At 33.6% G+C, this 21,431-nt stretch carries 21 protein-coding genes, 1 tRNA gene and 1 pseudogene; 5 read left to right on the forward strand and 18 right to left on the reverse strand.

Going from position 1 to position 21,431, the window contains the following annotated elements; all coding sequences use genetic code 11:
• Nucleotides 1-19 precede the first annotated feature (19 nt).
• On the reverse strand, nucleotides 20-1,900 hold the full coding sequence (locus K5783_RS10645; protein WP_297474272.1) for a DNA polymerase: 1,881 nt from the start codon (nucleotides 1,898-1,900) through the stop codon (nucleotides 20-22).
• Nucleotides 1,897-2,274 carry a hypothetical protein gene (locus tag K5783_RS10650; protein ID WP_297474273.1) on the reverse strand — a complete coding sequence of 126 codons (378 nt, stop codon included), beginning with the start codon at nucleotides 2,272-2,274 and terminating at the stop codon, nucleotides 1,897-1,899. The genes K5783_RS10645 and K5783_RS10650 overlap by 4 nt, the downstream gene beginning before the upstream one ends.
• Nucleotides 2,275-2,358: 84 nt before the next feature.
• Here K5783_RS10650 and K5783_RS10655 point away from each other — a divergent pair, with 84 nt between their 5' ends.
• The 4 genes from K5783_RS10655 (at nucleotide 2,359) to K5783_RS10670 (ending at nucleotide 7,735) form a co-directional block, all read left to right on the forward strand.
• Complete coding sequence (locus K5783_RS10655) at nucleotides 2,359-3,129, forward strand: hypothetical protein (protein WP_297474275.1); 771 nt, start codon at nucleotides 2,359-2,361, stop codon at nucleotides 3,127-3,129.
• A gap of 787 nt (nucleotides 3,130-3,916) precedes the next feature.
• Nucleotides 3,917-5,263 carry a toll/interleukin-1 receptor domain-containing protein gene (locus K5783_RS10660; RefSeq protein WP_297474276.1) on the forward strand — a complete coding sequence of 449 codons (1,347 nt, stop codon included), beginning with the start codon at nucleotides 3,917-3,919 and terminating at the stop codon, nucleotides 5,261-5,263.
• Between the two features lies 1 nt (nucleotide 5,264).
• Complete coding sequence (locus K5783_RS10665) at nucleotides 5,265-6,182, forward strand: helix-turn-helix domain-containing protein (protein WP_297474277.1); 918 nt, start codon at nucleotides 5,265-5,267, stop codon at nucleotides 6,180-6,182.
• Between the two features lie 35 nt (nucleotides 6,183-6,217).
• Nucleotides 6,218-7,735: a hypothetical protein gene (locus K5783_RS10670; protein ID WP_297474278.1), complete on the forward strand. Its 1,518-nt coding sequence runs from the start codon at nucleotides 6,218-6,220 to the stop codon at nucleotides 7,733-7,735.
• 163 nt (nucleotides 7,736-7,898) lie between these two features.
• On the opposite strand, the gene K5783_RS10675 is transcribed toward K5783_RS10670, so the two are convergent.
• Together K5783_RS10675 and K5783_RS10680 are read right to left on the reverse strand one after the other, a co-directional pair.
• Entirely contained in the window at nucleotides 7,899-8,621 is a 723-nt protein-coding gene (locus tag K5783_RS10675; protein WP_297474279.1) for a hypothetical protein, read from the reverse strand.
• Nucleotides 8,622-8,658: 37 nt separating this feature from the next.
• A complete protein-coding gene (locus K5783_RS10680) occupies nucleotides 8,659-9,582 on the reverse strand; it encodes a hypothetical protein (protein WP_297474280.1) in 924 nt (307 codons plus the stop codon).
• Between the two features lie 125 nt (nucleotides 9,583-9,707).
• Between K5783_RS10680 and K5783_RS10685 the strand changes: the two genes are divergently transcribed.
• On the forward strand, nucleotides 9,708-11,441 hold the full coding sequence (locus K5783_RS10685; RefSeq protein WP_297474282.1) for a hypothetical protein: 1,734 nt from the start codon (nucleotides 9,708-9,710) through the stop codon (nucleotides 11,439-11,441).
• Between the two features lie 121 nt (nucleotides 11,442-11,562).
• On the opposite strand, the gene K5783_RS10690 is transcribed toward K5783_RS10685, so the two are convergent.
• The 14 genes and pseudogenes from K5783_RS10690 to K5783_RS10755 all read right to left on the reverse strand — a co-directional run.
• Nucleotides 11,563-13,083 carry a site-specific integrase gene (locus tag K5783_RS10690; RefSeq protein WP_297474283.1) on the reverse strand — a complete coding sequence of 507 codons (1,521 nt, stop codon included), beginning with the start codon at nucleotides 13,081-13,083 and terminating at the stop codon, nucleotides 11,563-11,565.
• Nucleotides 13,084-13,155: 72 nt separating this feature from the next.
• Nucleotides 13,156-13,254 (reverse strand) — tRNA-Ser (locus K5783_RS10695).
• 65 nt (nucleotides 13,255-13,319) lie between these two features.
• Nucleotides 13,320-13,766, reverse strand: coding sequence for a hypothetical protein (locus K5783_RS10700; protein ID WP_297474284.1), 447 nt, complete (start codon nucleotides 13,764-13,766; stop codon nucleotides 13,320-13,322).
• A gap of 20 nt (nucleotides 13,767-13,786) precedes the next feature.
• Nucleotides 13,787-14,788 carry an RNA-guided pseudouridylation complex pseudouridine synthase subunit Cbf5 gene (locus K5783_RS10705; protein WP_109876371.1) on the reverse strand — a complete coding sequence of 334 codons (1,002 nt, stop codon included), beginning with the start codon at nucleotides 14,786-14,788 and terminating at the stop codon, nucleotides 13,787-13,789.
• Complete coding sequence (locus K5783_RS10710; RefSeq protein ID WP_297474285.1) at nucleotides 14,785-15,345, reverse strand: cytidylate kinase family protein; 561 nt, start codon at nucleotides 15,343-15,345, stop codon at nucleotides 14,785-14,787. Before K5783_RS10710 ends, K5783_RS10705 begins: the two co-directional genes overlap by 4 nt.
• Nucleotides 15,342-15,971, reverse strand: coding sequence for an EMC3/TMCO1 family protein (locus K5783_RS10715; RefSeq protein ID WP_297474286.1), 630 nt, complete (start codon nucleotides 15,969-15,971; stop codon nucleotides 15,342-15,344). The genes K5783_RS10710 and K5783_RS10715 overlap by 4 nt, the downstream gene beginning before the upstream one ends.
• Nucleotides 15,972-15,974: 3 nt before the next feature.
• The gene (locus K5783_RS10720) at nucleotides 15,975-16,562 is read right to left on the reverse strand and encodes an adenylate kinase (protein ID WP_225866822.1); all 588 of its coding nucleotides are present in this window, start codon (nucleotides 16,560-16,562) and stop codon (nucleotides 15,975-15,977) included.
• Nucleotides 16,540-17,970, reverse strand: coding sequence for a preprotein translocase subunit SecY (secY, locus tag K5783_RS10725; protein WP_297474288.1), 1,431 nt, complete (start codon nucleotides 17,968-17,970; stop codon nucleotides 16,540-16,542). The genes K5783_RS10720 and secY overlap by 23 nt, the downstream gene beginning before the upstream one ends.
• The gene (locus K5783_RS10730) at nucleotides 17,963-18,388 is read right to left on the reverse strand and encodes an uL15 family ribosomal protein (protein WP_109876376.1); all 426 of its coding nucleotides are present in this window, start codon (nucleotides 18,386-18,388) and stop codon (nucleotides 17,963-17,965) included. Before K5783_RS10730 ends, secY begins: the two co-directional genes overlap by 8 nt.
• A 1-nt stretch (nucleotide 18,389) precedes the next feature.
• Complete coding sequence (locus K5783_RS10735) at nucleotides 18,390-18,857, reverse strand: 50S ribosomal protein L30 (RefSeq protein WP_297474289.1); 468 nt, start codon at nucleotides 18,855-18,857, stop codon at nucleotides 18,390-18,392.
• Between the two features lie 6 nt (nucleotides 18,858-18,863).
• A complete protein-coding gene (locus K5783_RS10740; protein WP_297474290.1) occupies nucleotides 18,864-19,586 on the reverse strand; it encodes a 30S ribosomal protein S5 in 723 nt (240 codons plus the stop codon).
• 2 nt (nucleotides 19,587-19,588) lie between these two features.
• Complete coding sequence (locus K5783_RS10745; protein WP_297474291.1) at nucleotides 19,589-20,071, reverse strand: 50S ribosomal protein L18; 483 nt, start codon at nucleotides 20,069-20,071, stop codon at nucleotides 19,589-19,591.
• A gap of 36 nt (nucleotides 20,072-20,107) precedes the next feature.
• Nucleotides 20,108-21,022 carry an ornithine carbamoyltransferase gene (gene argF, locus K5783_RS10750; RefSeq protein WP_297474292.1) on the reverse strand — a complete coding sequence of 305 codons (915 nt, stop codon included), beginning with the start codon at nucleotides 21,020-21,022 and terminating at the stop codon, nucleotides 20,108-20,110.
• Nucleotides 21,019-21,431, reverse strand: a pseudogene (locus tag K5783_RS10755) (signal recognition particle-docking protein FtsY); the annotation flags it as partial. The gene argF and the pseudogene K5783_RS10755, both read right to left, overlap by 4 nt.

Below are 21,431 nucleotides of genomic sequence, written 5' to 3' on the forward strand. Positions count from 1 at the left end.
AATCGATCTGATAAAGAATTTAAAGATCACTTTCAGGTTCATATACAAATTCATCATATCCTGACCAAATAATCTCATTCTTTGAGATAATATCTCCTATAATATCAATAGGAATAGGCACAGAATCACACCATTTCTTGTCTTTTAATGATTCCAAATCGGATAACCAATGTCGCTTTCTATCTGAGTTTAGTCCAATTTTCTTGTCATACGTTTCAATCTTTCCAATATCATCAATTTTGTCATATACAATTCCTCCTTTGATATGGGTGGTTCTTGTAGTTGCAACAGTAATGTAGAGATTTCCTTCCTCATCAATCTTTGTTGCCAAATGTTCAATCTCTATCTTTCTTTCAGTGTCATATCCTATTCCACGATTCTTCCATTTGCCATTGATATGATAGAATCCGTTAGAAAGAAAATACGTGTCAAAGCCATACTTGTCAAGTTTCATCCCCCCTAGTTTTTTACTATCTAGATTTGGAATCTTTTTTCTGCATGCAATAGAGTCAGTTGCAAATGCCACTACATCTCTTTCAATGTTATTGTCTCTGACAAACTTGTACAGTTGTGCCCTTGCAAAACCTGTGATGTAAGATGCAATAATTGGATTAAACAAATTGCCCATAACACCATTTGTTCGCTGAGCCATCTTACCATAGACGGAATTTAGAATGATCTTGATTGCTCTCTCTAGCGAATTTCCTTCTTTTTGTAATTCCATTCTTTTCTCATATTGGGAATTTACAAAGTCTCTAAATGGATATGTACAGTTTTCATTTGCAATGAATTGCTGTGATTCTATTATTTTGTATTTTATTCTAGAGTCACCAATTACTGCCTTTAGTTCCTCTAGTGTGACAAATGTCTCAAACTCTCCTGATGGGTAGATGATTCTATTATTTTTTGTTCTAAATGGAAATGGCGAAATTTTAACAGAATCAGAAACATATGCTCTGATGTGAAAGAATCCTAATGATGCTTTGGGGTTTATTCTAGTGGAATGAATCCATTTGCCATCAGTAATGTCTGGAAGAAATGTTAACGCATATGGATACGCTGAATTGATATCATAGATGTAGCACTCTCCGATGAATCCGCGTTGAATTAGCTCAAATCGCCCTCCATAGAACGATTTCCACGCCAAATCCTGTATTTCATAGGGAATATCAGTAAACAATGCGATTTCCACGTCATTGAATATCAATACTTTTTCTGCCAGATATCCCGAACTTATCCAGTTTGCCGTGTAAAACTGGTATGCGTTAAAAAAAGTATCTAGCCAGTAATCTGCCAGTTCTTGAGTTAAAACACAATCCAAAAGACAATAGTCTCGGATCTTTTGCTTGTTTCTCATAAAGTATCGCAGTGAAAACTTTTTTCTCTTTTCTTTTGTTTCAAGATACTCTTGATCAAGAGTCTTTTTGATATGCTCAGAATATGCAACCTCGAGTCGTTTGTTATCATAGTATTGTGCAATATCATAGCATGAAATGGAATGCTTGTCTTTTCTAATTGTTAGTTGCTTTTTTGGAATGTATCTTATTTGATATCCGTTGTATTGAAAATCTAATCTTTTACTAGTCTTGTAGGTTTTAAGAATGTCTTTGGGCAATAATTTTAAAATGCATTCAGCATCATATTGTAGATTGTAAAAAAATATCCAATACCCCTCATGCTTTAGAAGAAGTTTTGCAATGTTATCAAATGTTATGTCTGGATATTCTAGTTTAACACCATTTGACAACATGAAAAGAAAAATGTTTCCTTTAACAGTTTCAGTGTCAGCCCCCAAAGTTTTTCTTCGTTGTGAGATGTTTGGATTTCTGTTCTGCTTTCTAGTTTTGATAAATGTCAGGTCTTTGGCATTTGATTTCGGAGTGTAAACTTGCAATGTCATGGGCTTGGATTCCTCCATATGACATCTGAGATGTCTGATTCAAGTCCTCGCCTTAATTTTGAGAATTCGCTTCTTATTTCTCTAAGTGATTTTCCAGTATCAAAATTCTTTTGTATAGATCTAAAGTAATTCCAGCTTCGTCGCATCTTTTGACTGCGATTCTTGTTTGCATCTGATCTTTTCTTTTGTCTTTCCTCTTCTTTTTGGTTTTTAGATTTTAGCAGTTTTTGAATCTGGTTCTGAATGTTCATGCGTTCGCCCATCAACTGTCTGAGAAATTTCTTGGTTTGAGCCGTCTGTCGAAATACCTGTAATTGCTCAATTTCCTTCTTGATAACTTCAATTTCTGAGCGCAATCGGTCGATTTTTCGCATATCATAGGCATAAAACCATAGATTATCAGTTGGTAAGTAGATTTATGATGTTATGAGACATATGTCAAAAAAGGTAAAAATGACATGGTAAATGAAAAGAATCCTAAGTCTGTTCTTAAAAATCGCCTTTCACAAGAGTTATTTTTTGAGATATTCATGATGCCTGCATCAGGCTACAAACTGGCTCAAATTGTTCAGAATACGACAAAGACCCCCAACACAAAATCTGTTTATCGAGTTTTGGCAAAATTGATAGAACACGGATACATCACATATAAAGACAAAAAATATCATCACAATCCAAAAACACTTACTGATGAACTTGTAAAATATTTGAATTCGAAGGATGTTGTATTGGATAAGGCTGATATGAATTATCTTTTATTTCTGGTAACCAATGCTGAATTTTTTAATCATTTTATAGTTGATCTTAATATTCATGTAAAACCAAAAAACTACCAAAATCTATTACAGGAAATCACAAACATGGTTGGCATGTGTGCTGCAATATTGTTGTATGGAATAAATACATCAACAACAAAGCCCATTCCAGTAAGAATTTCGCTTGAGAAAATCAATGAAAGGATAATGAAATTAAAAAAACATGTTAATGATGAAATACCTAAAAAAGTACGTGGTTCAAAATCACAACGAAAATTACAACAAAAACAATTAGAAAAATTGTATCATCATCTTCTGTCTTATGTTTTTTTATTTGTTGTACAAGAAAAAATACCTAAAAAAGCATTGATAAAATTTGCAACTCTTTGGAATCAATATGGAGGATTTAAAATTGGAGTCAAAGTTGGAAAGATTGATTTTAAAAATAATCCATTTAGAAAACACTTTGAATAAAATATTTTTAAAAATATGTCTACTATAATCATTAATGTAATTTTAATTCAAATGGTAAAACTATAAAGAAAAATTAATGTTTTTACATAATTATATCATTACAATTCCATAATGAGTTACAGTTTAGGTTTAGTTTCATTGTAACAATTCAGTAATGATTTTACTGATTTTGTGAATAACTAGCCATAATATTGTGAATTATTACAGAATCAGGCATAATATTCCATTTTGAATTCCAATTATTTATTCGTAGAAAAAATTCCACATGTGGAATAATTCCTAATGGAACTGTTACAGTTTCAAATTGTGTTTGTATTATCTTTTTTAATTCTAATTCGAATTGTAAAATTCCAATTATGATATTAATTCGGATAAAGCCCGTTCGAGTTATATCTTCGAATTTGCACTTTTCACGCCTAGTTAAACGGCAAAAGCATAGGAATTGACCTAATTCGAATCATCAAGTGAACCTAGTTTGTCGAATCGTAACCTTTTTGAATCGCCGTTGACATCAATGAACTTTTTCAGTAATTGGAGGGTATTTTTGAAAACCTGTTCATTTTGATACAGTAAAATTTACGAAAACAAGTTTACAGAAACCCCAGTAAAATTATGAATAAAATCATGAAAACAAGGAAAAATTTACTGTTTTATGCCTAGTAAAATTCAGTAAAATCATAATTCTATGTATGAAAAATAACACCTTATCGGAGTAAAGTTTACTGATTATTTAGTAAAGTTTTCAAATGTAAAGTGGTGGACAAAACTATTCAATCAGGAAAGTAAAATGGACAATGAATTACCATACAAAATTTTGAAAATAATGCGAGATCTTTACAATATGGACCCTATGAGTTACATGGGTATGGATTACTTTGAACCAGAACTTAAACTTCCTGAAGAAGTAATTCAAGGGGCGTTAATCTATCTGAAAGAAAAAGACTGGATAAGATCTTTCAAAGATGTTCATGGTGAATGGGTTCAACGAATCAACGCTAATGGAATGGATGAATTACTAAACTATGAAAAAGAACATGCTGATGATAATGAGCCATTAGAATTTGATGTGTCTCATGAAGATCATACTGGTAAAATCAAGGTCTTTATCAGCCACAAATTTGTAAAATCAGACCAAAAATTAGCAAAAGCCTTAGAACACAATCTTAATGAAAATAACATCTATGGTTACTTGGCAGAACGAAGAAAAGAATATGATATTGTATTTGGAGAGAAAATAAAAAATGAAATTAAATCATCAGACTATCTAGTAGCCATTATTACTAAAAACTCTCATTTTGCACCATCAGTACATCAAGAAATAGGATACGCTATGGGAATTGGAGTTCCTGTCAGAGTAATGGCTGAAGAAAAAGAAGCAAAAGGAGTATTAGTAGAAGGCAAAGACATTGAAATTTTTACAAGATATGATTTTGAAAAATATCTAGGAAATATAATAAAAAATATTCAAAAAAATGGAATTAGAAAAAAACTATCTCAAAAAGAAAAAGATGATCTAATTACACATGTGTATCGTCCTTGTTTTAACCAATTAATGAATATATATCCAAAACGAGATTTCATAACAGAAATTCCAGATAATGCGTGGAACAAACTTGAACCATTTTGGCAATTAAAATGTGAGCCTGAAATATCAAAACTTTTTCAGGAATACGAAAAAGAGAGAAATACTTGGCATCTAATGTGGATAGACTTTCAAAATAAATGCCAATCCAAACGAAAAGAATTAGGAGAAATGCTTAGACCTATTTTTGAAAAATATCATTTGTTCAATTTGGATGGAACTCTTTCTTTTGGAGGATATGATCTTAATCCCGAAGAATGGATTCATAACTGTCAGGATGTTCTGTTTAACCCTCAAATTCAAAATCGATTGGAGTTGTACGTAACATTAAAAGACTTTGCACTAAAGAAATGGGGCGAAAGATATTCAAAATCATATGACAAATGGCATCAAAACAATCCGTTGATTTTTACTGAAATCTTAAAAATGATTCCCTATTTAATAGATAAACTAGATGCAGAATTCCCATATAATAAAATCAATGATCAGAGAAACATTCTAAAAGAAAAAATCGAGATATTGACACTTGCTCTAGAAGAAAAATTGAGATGATATGATGAAAATTCCCAAAATTCCTTCGTCAGTTGAGAATTGGTCTATAGAAAAAATAGATGAGTTGATTCAATATGTGGGGATTGAATCAGATACTTTTGATTTTAAAAAAGAACCAAATCAATTAGAAGAACATATCTGTGCAATGGCAAATACCAAGGGAGGACATCTAGTATTGGGGATTGAACAAATTGATAGTGAAGATGGAAAGCAAATTGTAAAATTTGAAAAACGTGGGTTTAAACATGGTTTTGAAGATAACATTAAAAATCAAATCAGTAACAGTGTTCTTCTGATAGAACCAATACCTGATGTGGATATTATTCCAGTTCATGAAAAAGATAACAAAAAATTCTATATCGTAATCCAAATTCAAAATAATTTTTCAAATAAACCTTATTTTGTACGTTCAACTGACCAGTGTTTTGTAAGAATTCATAACTCAAAAATACGTGCAAATCGTTCAATTATTTTTAATTTATTTGGAACATCAATCGAACAGAGGAAAAATCTTGAAAGTTTACGTTCTGCAAGTAGTATGGTGGAAGAATCTTTTAGACATGTTATTAGCAGAATTTATTTTGTTTCGCCTGAGTCAAACATGAAAATTTCTCTTCTAGAATTATCGTATTTACGAACTACTGCTGTTTCTTGTGATGCATTTCTAAAAGAAAGAGACTTGTGGGGCGAACATACTGGACAAGGCAGTTACACTCATGGAATTAATTCTTTATTGCATGATTTAGAATTTATGAACACATACATCAAATCATACAACGATTCACATGATACTGATGAAAGACGTGATCTGAAAGGACAACTGTCGTCATACAGTTTGGGTAGCACGTTTGAGACACAAACATTAGAAATGTTTGATAAAATAATCTGTTCCGTAGATGTATTTCTTTCAAAAATATGATCATACCTTATTAGTATGAAAATAATTTGTTGGATATGAGTGATTTTAACTCAAATCGGATTTTTACAATTTTATTTTCACTAATATTGTCATTATTAATTGCAAGTCAAATCACTGCAATAGTTTCGGTATATGAAAATATATTAAAACTAATTATTGATGACTATTCAGAAGAGTTATTAAAATCACTCATTTTTAATCTTGGAAAAAATATCTTTTTTACATTAATTTTTGCCCTGTTGATTTTTGTTGGAATTAAAAAATTTCTAAAATTCAAACAAAAAGAATTCGGAACTGTGGATGAATTCAAACAAATCTTTCGTGTTATGATTACCAAGAAGCGTCTTTTCTTCTCATTTCTTCTAGCATCTATTATGCTTTGTTTAGGAATTGCATCTTCTTATTATGCGACTGATATTTTGTCCACATTAATTAATGAAGGCGGACTTTCAAACCCCATTTCGAATGAACAGAAAAAGTTGTTAACTGATTTAGCATTAGAACTTAGTTTTGGAGTCATTTTCATAATATGGGGCACATCTACAATTATTCGGATTTTTCAAACTGCATCTTCTTCTCTTCACGATAGCAAGATATCTGCAATAACTACAACCATTACTACAAAATACAGTGAGAAAAAAATCTCAAAACCATCTAGAATAAAAAATCAATTAATTCAAAATCCGATATGGAAAATTTTTCTATATGTCATAATTGTGCCGTGTATTTTTTTACTTTTAATTTTTTACAGTTCAGATATTCTTAAATCAATTAATTCCAATTTCGAAACACCCATACTGCCTTTTGGACCATATGTTATCTATTTGATGATGATTTTCATTTCGATAGTTAATAACAGATATGTAAGCACATATAAAAAAACCAATGTTTCAAAACATTTTGAAATTTTAGGTTCAAAATACATAATTAAAGAAAATCGTATATTGGAAAAAATTTATCTTGTGACATTTATTCTCATGATTATTTCAGTAATCATCTTTGTAGCATACATTGTGATAAATCCTCAAAGCGATGACATAAATGCAGAACAATTGGATCCTATTGCTGTATTCTTTTTTTCATTATTCTTTGGGTTTATGCTCATGTTTACAATCACATCTGTAAAAATAAAAGTGGATCGTGATAAAGATGATTTTTTACTATGGATATCTGGGGGGTTTTTCGAAGAAGGATTAAAAAATAAAGATAAAATTAAAGAGTATTTGGATTATGGTTTACAATCATACAATACTTTTTTTAAAATACATCACAAGCAAAAAATTATTGATATTCAACATATCATTATTGAGATTGTTTCTAAAAAAGAATCAGAAAAAATACAAATTATTCAAAAACTAATAGCGTCATTTAAATCCAATAACAATTATGATGCACTGAATGAAATATGCAAACTAATGGGCGTGAAATCACATAATATCATTACATCTAACAAATTTGTTTTAAAAATAAAAGATTGGGGAACTTTCATCATCTCGGTTTTGATATTAACATTAACAATTATGTGGTATTGGAAAGAAGGATTATTTTCTTAAGCATTACGACAAAGCGTCATAAAATCACGAGTAAAGTGGGGGGATACTGTTTTTATCGACAAACAGTAAAAAGGGAACGCCCCCTCTTTGTGAGTAAAATTGTGCTAGGAACTAGGTAAATTTTGAGAGTCTGTTTAGTTTAAAATTATCTTGAGTAAATTAATCAGCGAAAATTCTCTAATTCTATGGTGATCTTTTCAATTAGTTTTTCTAGTGGAGGTATGAGAAAATTAATGCTTTCTCTACTGATGATGTTTTCATAAATGCTAACACGATGTGTTTTGGTTATTTGAATAAACGCAAACAGACTATACAACGTATCTGAATCAATCACATCATTAGATAATTCAATAACATGCTCGATGCTTTGAATTGGTTCCTCGATTGGATAATTAAGATAGGAGACATACGAATCTTGGTCATGTTCTGGATAGATATATTGTTCTCCTCCTTCTGGAATGGCTTGTCTAATCTGTTTTATACCATTAAGTACATTAAATAATTCAAGAATAATCTTGCGGTATGCAAAGTTTTTACGATTATTTGTAAACAAAGATTGTTGTTCTATTGTCTCCAGTAGTTTTTTATCTAGATCCAATTGGGATTTTTCCATATTTTGAATCTCTATAACTAATTCAGAAATTTCACCTTGTTGAGATTTCATTTGTTTTTTGTATTTTTTATCAAACAATAACACTACTCCTGAAATAAATCCTGCAATACCTACTTCAATTACGACTGCGGCCCAGTTCATGAAATCGTTTTCTGTTTTGTAATCTATTTGATAGATGCCAGAAATAACCAAAATTACACCTACGATTAACATTGATGTGGCAACAACTAGAATTACAAACATATATGCAGACAGAAATTTTTCTTTGCTCATAATTAATCCTCACCTAGTTTTTTTGGTAAGAATTGTATTATTTGTTTTTCTTTTTTGTATTATTGTAATATCGCTTTGCTACAAATACAAAAAACCCAATAATGTATAATGTAACACTGGATATGGTTAAAACTTCAAACCAAGTAAGGTCAGGAGGAATAAAATCAGTCATTGCTACAATACTTGACAAAATCAAAATAGAAACAGCAGCAAAATATGTCACATGCAAAACGAATGTATCAGATCTTATCCACAATGCATGACCAATCATTAGTAATATTGGCATTCCAGTTAAGACAAGATATGGAATAATTTTCTGTTGATAATTTTCAGCGTTTGCTATCTCAACATCAAATTGAAAAATCGTTGAATCTTCAAATTTTGGATTTATGTCTGGGACTAATTCTCGTATTTTCTCAAAACTGGTTTCATGTGGAGTTATCATTAGACTCCAACTAGGGTTTTGTGAAAAATCTCCTACCTTGTAAATATTAATATCACTACTAGCATCATCCCACTTGTCATAACATAATTTTACATCTTTATCAAATTCTAAAAATAATGGAAATTCGTATGTTTGATATGGCCACAGATTTGGAGAATCAAAAATAGGCGTAATTCTTCTTTCATGAATATGTTGATTTACTTCAGTTTCAAAATACCCTTTATCGTTTTTTTCAATCACATGAATAATCTGTGCTCCCAAGTAAGGATATCTTCTATGAATAACTTGAAAAGATTCTGTTTGTTTATCTTCATCCTCTGCATCAAAATCAATAATAGCATACACTTGTTTGTTTAACACGTCAAATTCTTGCAATCCTACAGTATAATGAAAATTGAGTTCTCGAATTCCATCTTCATTTAGACAAATTTTACCTAACGATGTAGAAACTGCATGTGCATTTAACGGTACCCAGATAACTAGCACAAATATGAATATCATAAGATATTTTTTCAATGATTTTTTTGGTACAGTGCTCTATTTCAAAATTTGTGTCTCTAAAATTTCATATATTGAACAAATAAACAAAGATTCTGGAAAAAGAAGAAATAATCAAAAATATGGTGCCTATAATTCGGGAAATGTTTGAAAACAAAGAATCCTTTGTTAATCTACTAAATCTGGCATTGAGATTAAACATCTCAAAGAGGATATCCTATGACAAAATAATTGAAACTATGATCAATGACAATATGGAAAAAGAATTTTGCCAAAAATTAATGAATGCAGAAAGTTTTGAAGGAATTGTAAAACGATATTCCATTTGGAAAGCAACTGATTTTTTTTCAAAAGAAGAATTATTATTAATTGCAGACATATTGAGTGAAAAAGAGAAAAAATGGAAATATGATTCTAAAAACATTGATTCATTAAGTTTACAAATTACACAAAATACAAAACCTGAAGATTTTGCTGAAATTTTACCAAAACTGATTTTAGAGCACAAAATAGATCCATTGTCTCAAAAAGGAAAATGGGTTGTAGGTGCGTTGGGAATTACAAAATCTGTAACAACTAGAAAACAAACTGATGCTGATGATTTGATAAGTCTTTTGTTAAAATACTTGAATATTAATTCTGTTGAAAAGTTTATTGAAAAATCTATTTTCCTACCAAAGAATAACAATTATGATAGAACTGAGCCTATAACATATCTAAAATATCTACAACTAATTCTAACATATGGTGAAGATGACGATATCCTTTCAATTTTGAATCAACTAATTGATGAATCCATAATCAATATACATAATGACGAAGTGTTTTGGAATTACACCATAACCCCATGCGGGATATTTGAAGATTCAGTGTATGATCCTGTTGAAAGAATGACTGAAATTATTTTAAAAGAATATCCTGAAAATGAGTTAGAAACAGAACTACAAATACAGAATTATTTAACTGGAACAGTAAAATCAAGATTGATTGAAAAATGTGTTAAAGAAAGACCTGATGACATTCTTTCAAATCTTTTTGGAATGCCTCACCTGAGAAAAATCGCAATTAATTTGGGATTAAAATCCGTAGACTCGGTAAATAATAAAGAGAATCTTATTCGATACATCCTTCTCAGATTAGGATTTTCAGTTCCTAGAAAATTAGAAGGGATTGAAAGTTTTACCTCTATGTTACTAGGATACCAAACTCAAATAAAAAATTCAGGTGTTGAAGAAATGAGAGGGATAATCAATACGATATACGTTGAATCTGAAAAAATACTGAAAGATATGGTTTATTTTTACTCTCTTGCTCTTTGGCCAGATATCAACAATGACTATGAAGCAGAAGATCAAAACAAGGAAATAAACAAAGTGTTACGAAAAGCAAAAATCGCATCAAAAAATATTGATCGTCATACATTTGGTGAGTTAGTCCTGCTATTGGAAAAAATTAACGTAACAAGCCAAAAAGAGGATTTTCAGAAAAAAATACGGTCTACTTTTAAACGAGATAAAATCTTACCCAAAAACATACTTGAGTTATTGAAGAAAATTAATCTTAACAGAACTCGGTTTGCACATGATGCTGAAACCCGAATTTTAGATACAACATTTAATCATGAAGAAATTATTGATAAACTAATTGATGTTGCACAAGAATTAAAAGATAAACAGGTATATCCAACACAAATTCAAGTTAGGAAAGAAATCACTAATGAATTTGGCGTAACATTTTTGGAAGCTATAGACTATGGTGGGAAGAATTGGACAATAATTACAGATGAAATGTTTCTAAATACAAATAGAAATTATCTTATGTTTTCAGATACTAAAGATACTGCGATTAATCCATTTATTGTTAGTAAATTTTGGTAATATTACTTATCGTGAAAAATATCCTGAATTAGCAGATTTAAAAACTGAAATAATTGACAATGAACAAAGAAGGAAAATTATGAAATTTAAAAACTTCTAAACTGTCAACAATATTGTTTCATTATAGTAAATGCATTTCAGAAAATGATTTTGTAATAATTGCTTCTATTTCTTTTTCCAAATATCTTTTTGGTGATTTCTGGGCTCTATTAAATAATATTTTCAATCCCCTCATTTGACTAAATTTTTTTGCAGGATATTTTTTAATTAGCCGTTTAAATTCTTCAGAATCTATTTCATAATTGTGGTTTTGCTGTAAATAATTTGCAATATTCATCCACATTAGGGGATAGTCAATTTGATCTGAAGGTGCACCAAATTTCTCACATAAATCTCTGTAAATTTTAAAAACTTTGTTTTGACGAGAGCCTATTTTTGAAATTACTGAATACAGATAGTATTCTCGATTTATCGTCTTGTCGTGATTTCGTATAATGTAGTATAGCAACATTGCTTGCCTTACCTGTGCAAGCTCCTTTGAGAGTCCCATTCCACAGCGAATGCAATGCGACTTGTCGCTACTGTTTTGCTGCTTGCAGTCAGGGCAGACTTTGGAAAACAAGATTGAATTTTGTTCATCGTCTTTTTTAAGACCATGAAGCTTCAAAACAGCATCTTGCTGGTCTGAGCTTGCAAGGTGTTCATAGTGGGATAGCATGTCCGAGTCCTTTGACCAGTTGCCGTAAATTTTAGCAATATTTCCTAGCTTTTTGCTATACTCGGTCAACGCCGTGTGTCTAAACAGATATGGCCATACACGTTTTGTAATTCCAGCTTTTTCCCTTGCCTTTTTTATGAGATGATCAAGTGCCCAGTATCTCATGACTTCGCTTTCATTGTCATGATACAGTAGAAAGGCCAAAGGATTACCATCTTTTGGATGCTCATTTAACCACTCCCTGAGCGGATTGTATGATGCAACAAGTGTTAGTGACTTTGGACCAGTTTTGCCAGTAGTGTGAATTTGCACAAAGTCTTTATGAAATTCAATTCCTCCCATCCTGATGTTAAGAAGCTCACCCGGACGGTATGCTCCTTCAAGTAGAACAAATACGAGTGCAATGTTTCTTTTTACATATTTTCCTCCAATCTTTTTTATGGCCTGAATTAACTGCAGTATTTCTTCATCAGTGAGAAGATCCCGCGGTTGTATTTTTTCAAATTTATCACGAAATGACCCAGGGGTTATCCATGCAACGTTGGGATCATACTCTTGGTTTTTTGATTTGACAACAATTTCATTGTGTACTGCAAAGTGATAGAACCTTTTGAGGGCAGTAAGGGTATCTTTTTTGACGGAATTTTCATAAGACGAGTCTGCTATCATCATGTGCACTTTTTCAATCTCTTCTTTGGACCAGTCTTTGATTTCTTTGTCATCTTTGAGCTGAAGTATTCTGATTACAGAGCCCGAATAGTTTTCAATTCTTCCATAAGACATGTTATCAAGCCTCAATCGGTCCAGGAATCTCCAGGCAACAGCTGTGTTTTCCTTTGAGAATCTTTTTTGAATTCTCATCTTTGCAAGCTCCGCCCTTCTCTTTGAGTTGTGCCAATCTATGCCACCTGCTTTTTCTTTCACACAAATACGATGTTGGGTTGGATTTAAGGGGGGAAAATTTTGTTCATTGCGCCTACGACTCATAATATAAGGCGCCGGGAGGGAGATTTGAACTCCCGTTCCCTTGCGAGAACGCGCTTTATGGTTAAACAATTTCCAGGCGCGCGCCCTACCAGGCTAGGCGACCCCGGCACAAGTCTTACGACAAAAGTCTTCGGTAAAATGTGATTATAAATTATGTTACTTTGATTGGAAATCTACTTCCAAATTGTAACTGTAGTTGATTTTTCTACTGAATTTCCTTTCTCATCTGTCCCTTTTGCAGATATTTTATACAGACCCTCCAATGCAACATTGCCATCATTTCTTATCTGATCCCAGAATAATACAATTTCGTCACCAGGTTCAAGATTAGAAATTACTGGTGCGCCAACAGGTGTGTACATCAATATTCCAGATAGTCCAGTAATTCTAAGGCCATAAGATGTATCAGAGAAAGTCAAAGGAGTTGTGCCAGAATTCACTACTCGAATTTTAATTGCTTCACCTTTTTTAAAATCAAATTTTTCAGTAACTAATGAGATTGATGGACCATCAACAAATACTAATTGACTGGTGTTTTTCACATCCATCAAGTAAACGCCGTATGCAAATCCAGAAACTACTCCAATCACAATAAAAATTACCAGGCTTTTTGCTAACATGTCTTCAGAATGATTTTAAATTAATCCTTTGAATGAGTCGGTTTTGTTCTCCATTTTTTAGGATATGTATTTGGAGCCATGATGATTCTCTTTGTTTCAAATGCATATCCCTTTGTTGCATCACGAATCTCTTCTTCAGACATTGTAGATTCAGCCAAAGCAACTGCCTCACCTTTTTGCGTGTAAATCCCAACAAGATCCCCCTTTTTTAGATTAGGAGAAATTTTCAAAACACCTGGAATTGCAAGTTGTGCGCCATGGCACATTGCGTCTACTGCAGAATCACGAATTACTACTGATTTTAGTTCACTTAGTGCATACTCTACTGGTTTTATCATTTGCATTAATCTTGTTTCATCTTTGTTTTCTTCCCATAGTGCAAATGCATTTGCTAGTTCATGAAGAGTTACTAGGCCGTCAGTTTCATAAAATTGGTCGACTCTGGTTCTTCGAAGCTCAATCATCGTAGCTCCAGGTCCAAGAATTTCTCCTATATCATAGTATAATTTTCTAATATAGGTTCCAGCTTCGCACAAGACTCGAGTCAAGAGCAGTCTTTCCTTTTGCTCTATTAATTCAAATTCATAGATAGTTCTCGTTCTTGTTTGTCTCACAACTGCAGAACGTTGTGGGGGTTTTTGAAAAATTTCCCCTTTAAACAAATTAATAATTTCTGAAAGTTTTTCTTTTGAAGGAAGAGAATGCACTCGTCCTAATGCAACATACTCTTTAGGACCCAAAAGTAAAACTCCCAGTGCTTTTGTTGCCTCGCCTAATCCTAATGGCAATACTCCTGATACTTGAGGATCAAGTGTTCCACTGTGACCAATCTTGGGAAGTTTCAAAATTCGTTTTGCCCAAGCCACAGTCTCATGACTTGTAGGACCAGGAGGTTTGTCTAGCAAAATAACACCATAGTTTAGCAATTGTTCGAGTGTTCTTTTGTCATAAGGCGTTCCATATGCATCGTCAGTTATATCCTGATCAATTTCAATTAGATTTTCAAGTTGTTTGAGTGTCATAGTAATTTTCTCACAGTTTCTTTTGCAACATCAATTACTTGCTGAGCTGTTAGATGATCAGTGTTTATTATTAAATCAAAGACAGATTTATCTTCACCAAAATCAAAATCATAAAGTTTTTTATACAATGCTTTATTCTTGTCAAATCTTTCTCTTGTGATTTCATATGCCTCTTGAGGACTCATGTTATCCCTTGTTTGCATTCTTTTTGTGCTGCTTTCATGGGAACCTTCTAACCAAATTTTAATTCCATCTGTAACTAACCATGGTAAAGTGTAACTAGTAATTACCACTCCGCCCTTCTTGAAGAGCAGTGTTAATTTTTCATCTAATGCTCTGTCATACTTTGAATCTTGTTCTCGTTTATTTAGAAATCTCATTCCCTCTTCAGTATCCCACCAATCATCACCATCAGAATCAAATCCTTCATCCATTGCCATCTCTTTTAGCACATCACCGCCACTAAGATATTCTAGTTGAAACTCTTCAGCCAATCCTTTGGCAACAGTTGTTTTACCTACTGCGGGAGGACCAGAAATTACTATAGATTTTGTCAACTGAGATCCATTGAGGTTTTAGTCAGTTTCATAACAATGCCACTAAACGCAATAGATGAAAGGAAGTACCATGCCCAGAGATACAGTGAATTTTCATGCCCATAGCAAGGATCACCTTCTATTGCCGCATGTTCTGCAGTACATGTTAGTTGGAAGAAATCTCCGGGGATTACATTTAGAGGAATTGGAGATAATGCCACAGTGTAAGAAAACAATTGAGGCAATACAAAATAAAATATCAAAATTAAAGGTACGAAAGTAATCATCATTGGTCGCATGTTCATCTGCATCATCTCCATTGACATTTTGTTCATATATGCAGACTTTTTTCCAAGTTCGGCAATTTTGGCTTGGTCTTTTGCTCTCATTGCAGCCATTCTTTCTTTTTGCCATCCACGTGTTTCCTTCATTATTCGTTTGAGTTTTGTTTGATCAACCATCTTCTTTCTAACAGCAGAGTTGAAGAGATTCAGTAAAATCCCAAATCCAGATACTGCAAACATTGAAAGAATCAATCCTTTGATAATTGGATCATCACTGCCTAAGGCCTGTCTGCTTTCACCGCCAAAGATATCAAATTGCAGATGTATCGAATCAAGAAATAGTAGAATAAAGTTAAAGTCCATTTTTTACAGTCCTATTGCATTAATTATTTTGTCTATAGCTTCATCAATCTTTCCTTCTCTATTAAGAATATGTTTTACAGGCGAGCCTGTGAGCACAGTACAGGCAGATATCATTGCTGATTGGATGTCAAGTTCTTTATTGATATTTGGCAGAGTAATTTTGTCTCGATTTCGTGTTTCATCTTTCATTCGCCTATTGTAGATTTCTTCAGGTTTTGCTGAAACTGAAACAAAGTTAGTTGGTTTGATAATTTTTAAGACATGTTCTGGTAATCCAGGATAGTAGCCTTCTGGTGAATTGATAAACGCATGAGTGTCTACAATAACCACTTGTTCATTATATGCAGCAATTTTTTCAGCGGCAATTTTTTGAAGTTGTTGTTGCTTCTCTACAGGTAAATGTCTAAGCTCATCTCTGTCTTTGAGACCATTTTCTTTGGCAACTTCAAACATCAACGTTCCAAAACTTACTACATGTACAGTTTTATCATGATCTTTTAGAATTTGAACCATTTTAGAAAGAATTGTCGTTTTCCCCACACCGGGAATTCCTACTAGAATTATCCTCCTATTTCCTTCCAAGTAAAGCACCCAAACGCGGCATAACGACTTCTACTTGTTCTTTTACTAACTGTGTGTAATAGTTGATGAGAATATCCACCATAAGTAAAATTCCAATACCAGATCCAAATACACCAAGAACATCAGATACGCCGGCTAGCAGACCTAAAATCATTGAGCCAATAATAGTAACTGATGGAATGTACTTGTTTAGTAACGCTTCAACGGGGGCATTCGATCTTCTAAATCCAGGAATTTGCACATCAGCATCAAGTAAGTTCTTAGCTGCACTCTTGGGGGATAATCCTCCCAGCTCTACCCACAATCTACCAAATACAACTACAATTCCAACCATAAACAAAATGTAACCGACTGCACGCATTGGATCCAATGCTGCCACATCCAATCCTCTTGGAGGAGTAATGTAGTAAATAATTCCACCAACGGGTGTAGATGGACTTGTAGGATCAAATTGTGCAATAAAGTTCATGAAGAAATTATTATTTCGCGGGTTCATGTTCGCCCACAGCATTTGGAAAATGAAAACAGCGTTTGCAGTAAGGGCAGATGCCAAAATTACTGGAATGTTAGAAACATACATCAATTTGATAGGATATACTGCAGAGAAACCTCTGTATTTTGTAGAGACGATTGGAATTTCAATTTTCATTCCCTGTGTGAATACCAGAATTAACAATATTCCTGCAGTAAGAAACACACCAAAGATGCTAGGAAGCTGGTTTTGACGGAAGAATACATTAGACAGATCCCCATCAAGTATTGACTGACCGAGATACGGAATAATACCAATTGTTCCTCCATCTCCTGCAGGTAGCGGGCTAAACATACTCCATAGAATTTGTTGAGCAACACCTGCCATAATGAAAAGACTGATTCCGCTGCCAAGTCCCCAGCCTTTCTGAATTAATTCGTCTAAGAACATAATGATAATTGACGCTGCCATCAGCTGTCCAATCATAACATACAAAAAGTAAGGCTCTGTAACGCCAGGCCCATATACTGCGATAGCATATACAATAGATTCTGCAACAATTACAATGTATGTAACAATTTTAGTTGCAGTCTGAAATATTCCTCGCTCTTCAGGTTTTTTGAAATCAAATTTGAGAATATCTGAACCTCTCAGCAACTGCATTAAGAGTCCAGCAGTTACAATCGGCCCAATTCCTAATTCAACAAGAGTTCCTTGTTGTGATGCAAAAATTACTCTAGCAAATGCTAAAAAGTCAAACTGAGGTGCTGTTGCTCCAAATAATGGAGTTTGACCCATTATCATGTAAATTAGTAATGCTACTCCACACCACAACAATCGAGTTGGAAGTGGAATTTTCTTTTTTGGTTTTGGTACTTGAGGAAGATACGGTTCTGCTTTGAAAACAACCTTTCGAATAATTGTGGTAATACTACCCTCAGCCATTATTAGATAGCACCTCTCCCCCAACAGCTTTTAACTTTTCTTCTGCAGTTGCAGTGAATTGTTTTACTTTGACGGAATATGCATTAGTTAATTTTCCGCCACCAAGGAGTTTTTCGTATCCTGCGCTTTCAAGGTCTACGATTTTCTTTCCTCCTTCTTCTTTACCGAACTTTAGGAACAAGTCATCAAGATCTCTGACGCTAGTCCATGTTTTGGCAATATTTGGGTGAGGTGTTTTAGGGGAATCATGACCATAGTGATCTGGATCATATTTTAAAGTAGAACTCCAATGATGTTTCATCATACCAGTAACTCCAAGACCACCTTTGTGACCACTTGCTCGATGTTGACCTACTTGTCCCCATCCCATGTGTCGTCCACCTCTAAGTCGTCTTGTTTTTCTTAGTCTTGTTGCCATATCAAATCATTCTCCTTACAATAGCGTCAAGTTCTTTGTTTTGTCCAAGAATGCCTTTATTTCCATAAAGTCTCTTTGTACTTCTTTTGAATCCAAGTCTCGGAGGCGCTAAAGCAAACCAAGGTTTTAGAGGTTTTAGTTTAGATAGAGTAGCTTTTCCTTCTGCTAATGCAGTTCCTAATTCATCAGAATTTGCAAATCCTAGTTCTTTAAGATCTTCAGCAGTAATTTTTTGATAACCGCCTTTTCTTGCTTTTTTATCAATCAATTCTTTTGCCAATGATGCATCAAGTTCAACCCAAGAAACATAGTGTTGAACTTTTCTTAGCATTCCCAAAGTATTTTCTTTGGCAGGAAGAATTGTGGCACGGTATTTTTTATCTAATTTTAACAAAGTCATAGTATGAGTTGCCCAATAAGGACAGTCAGCTTGACCTTTAATTCTAACAACAAGATAAGCGTGTGCCATTTTCTATCAACCTTGACTAAACGTCTGTCTCAGACAGTCCAAAATTGCTTTAGAAGTTGAATTCATTGTAGGAGTAGAACCCTTTGCAGTAGTCCATGCGTCTTTGAGACCTGCCAATTCCAACAATCGTTTAATTTTACCACCTGCAACAAGACCTAATCCACGAGGTGCAGGAATAATTTCAATTGTAACACTTCCACCTTTTCCTTTTACTTTGAATGGAACAGAATGCTTTTGCTCACATTTACATTCCCAACTGCCACATCCCATTTTAATTGGACTAACATTAAGGAAAGCCTGGCTAGTTGCTTTTTCAATTGCAATTCTCATCTGTTTGGATTTTCCTTGACCGATTCCCAAGTAACCGTTTTCATTTCCAGTTGCAACTATTGCTTTGAATCTAGTTGATTGTCCGTTTGAAGTCATCTTTTGAATAATACCAACATCTACAACTTCGCTTTTCAAGTCAGGCAATAGTTTCTTAATAATTCCAGATTCTTGAATTCTTAATCCGGATTCAATAATTTCTTCTAGGGAAGTAATTTCTCCAGATGCTACTTTTTGGCCTAAGATAGTTTTTGGAACCCAAACTTCTTCTTCCGGTTCTCTTCTTGGTCTTCTAGGACGATCACTGCCTGTTTTAGATCCACCTGATGGACCTCTTCCATAAACTGGTGCACCTCGTCCTCTTTGACCTTGTCCACCTTTTGATTGTGCAGTTTGGCTCATGTCTATTTGACCTCACTGTCAATGGCAGACTTTATTTTTGAAACTTCATTTTTTACTGTAAGATGCTCACCGTTGATTCTCTCTTCTGGTGGAAATGTTTCAGCATTAGCTGGTACTGCAACTCCTGCGTCAATCACTCCTTTGAGGGCTGCTGCCATTCGTTGGGTATATTTTCTAGTTCCAGTGTAAAGAATTGCATCCTTTGCGCCTTCACTTAGTGCTTTCTTACCTGCAAGATATCCAGTAAGATATGCTGCAGGTACACTTTTTCTAGAGCCCTTCCATCCTTTTTCAAGGAGATATCTAGAGTGGGCAGAAGCAAGAACTTTGTCTCCCGTCATTCCAGGCTTCAGAATTTGAACTTGAGTATTTTCATTAGTAATATTTACAGTGATAAAATCGCGTTTACCCATCAACATGGTACCACGTTTTTTATAATTGGTCTTTTGTTCCCTTAATCTTCGCAATATTGTCGAATAGGCCATCTATAGAAACCGAGTTTGAATCTGCTCTTATATACGTTAAGCGCGAATTAGCGCAGCTAACAAAGCCTTCTGAGTATGAAGACGATTTTCTGCCTCATCCCAAACAACAGATTGAGTACCATCAATTACTGATGATGTAACTTCTTGTTCTCGTTTTGCCGGAAGACAATGCAAAAAGATCGCATCGTTCTTAGCAGTTTTCATCAGTTTGGAATTGACTTGGTATTTTGGAAGAAATTTTTTGATTCGTTTAGGATCACTGTTGTGAATTGATGAATGTGTATCAGTAACTACCACATCTGCATTTTTTGTTGCAACTAAGGGATCAGAAGTTAATTCAATGGTTGTGGATTTTTTTGATTTTTTTACAACATCCTTGTCAGGTGCAAATTCTTTCGGAGTTGCAATTGACATTTCTATACCAGATAATGCAGCACCATAAATCATAGAGTTACATACATTATTTCCATCCCCAATCCATGCAATCTTTAATCCTTTGAGTTTTTTCTTTTTTTCTTTAATCGTCATAAAGTCTGCCAAAATTTGACAAGGATGAAAAGAGTCAGATAGTCCATTAATTACAGGTACGCTAGAATGCTCAGATAAATTTTCTAGCAAATCATGAGAATAAACACGTGCCATTATACAATCAGTATACCTTGAAAGAGTTTTTGCAGTATCCTCAACTGATTCACCACGAGATAATTGCATGTCATTTGATGACAAATTAATTGCATGCCCGCCTAGCTGAAACATTCCTGTTTCAAAACTTACTCGTGTTCTAGTAGATGGTTTTTGGAAGATCATTGCCAAAGTTTTATTTTTCAAAACAGGTTTGTTTGATCCCTTTTTGAGTTCCTTCTTTAGTTTGATAGAATCATCAATTAATCCTAAAAATTCCTTTGGGGTTAATTCCGCTAAAGTGAGTAAATTTTTTGTTTTGAGTTTCATTTCTTAAAGAATCCAAACATACCTCGTTTCTTTTTAGGTTTTTCTTCTTTATCATGTTTTTGTGTATCTTCTGTTTCATTTTGTTCTTCATCTTGTTCAACTTCAGAGTCACCAGGTGTAGGCTTGCCATTTTTAATCCACTGACGAATTTTATTTCCTAATTTGAAAGCTTCATCATCGTTTTCAGGCGGTGCGATATCAAACAGATCTGAATAAGTTGTAATATCATCATCTTTAATTCCGTCAAACGGATCATCAGAAGAAATTTTCTTTTCTGGTGTTGGTTCTGGTGTTGGTTCTGGTGTTGGTTCTGGTGTTGGTTCTGGTGTTGGTTCTGGTGTTGGTTCTGGTGTTGGTTCTGGTGTTGGTTCTGGTGTTGGTTCTGGTGTTGGTTCTGGTGTTGGTTCTG

The organism is Nitrosopumilus sp., assembly GCF_025699125.1.
GTDB lineage: Archaea > Thermoproteota > Nitrososphaeria > Nitrososphaerales > Nitrosopumilaceae > Nitrosopumilus.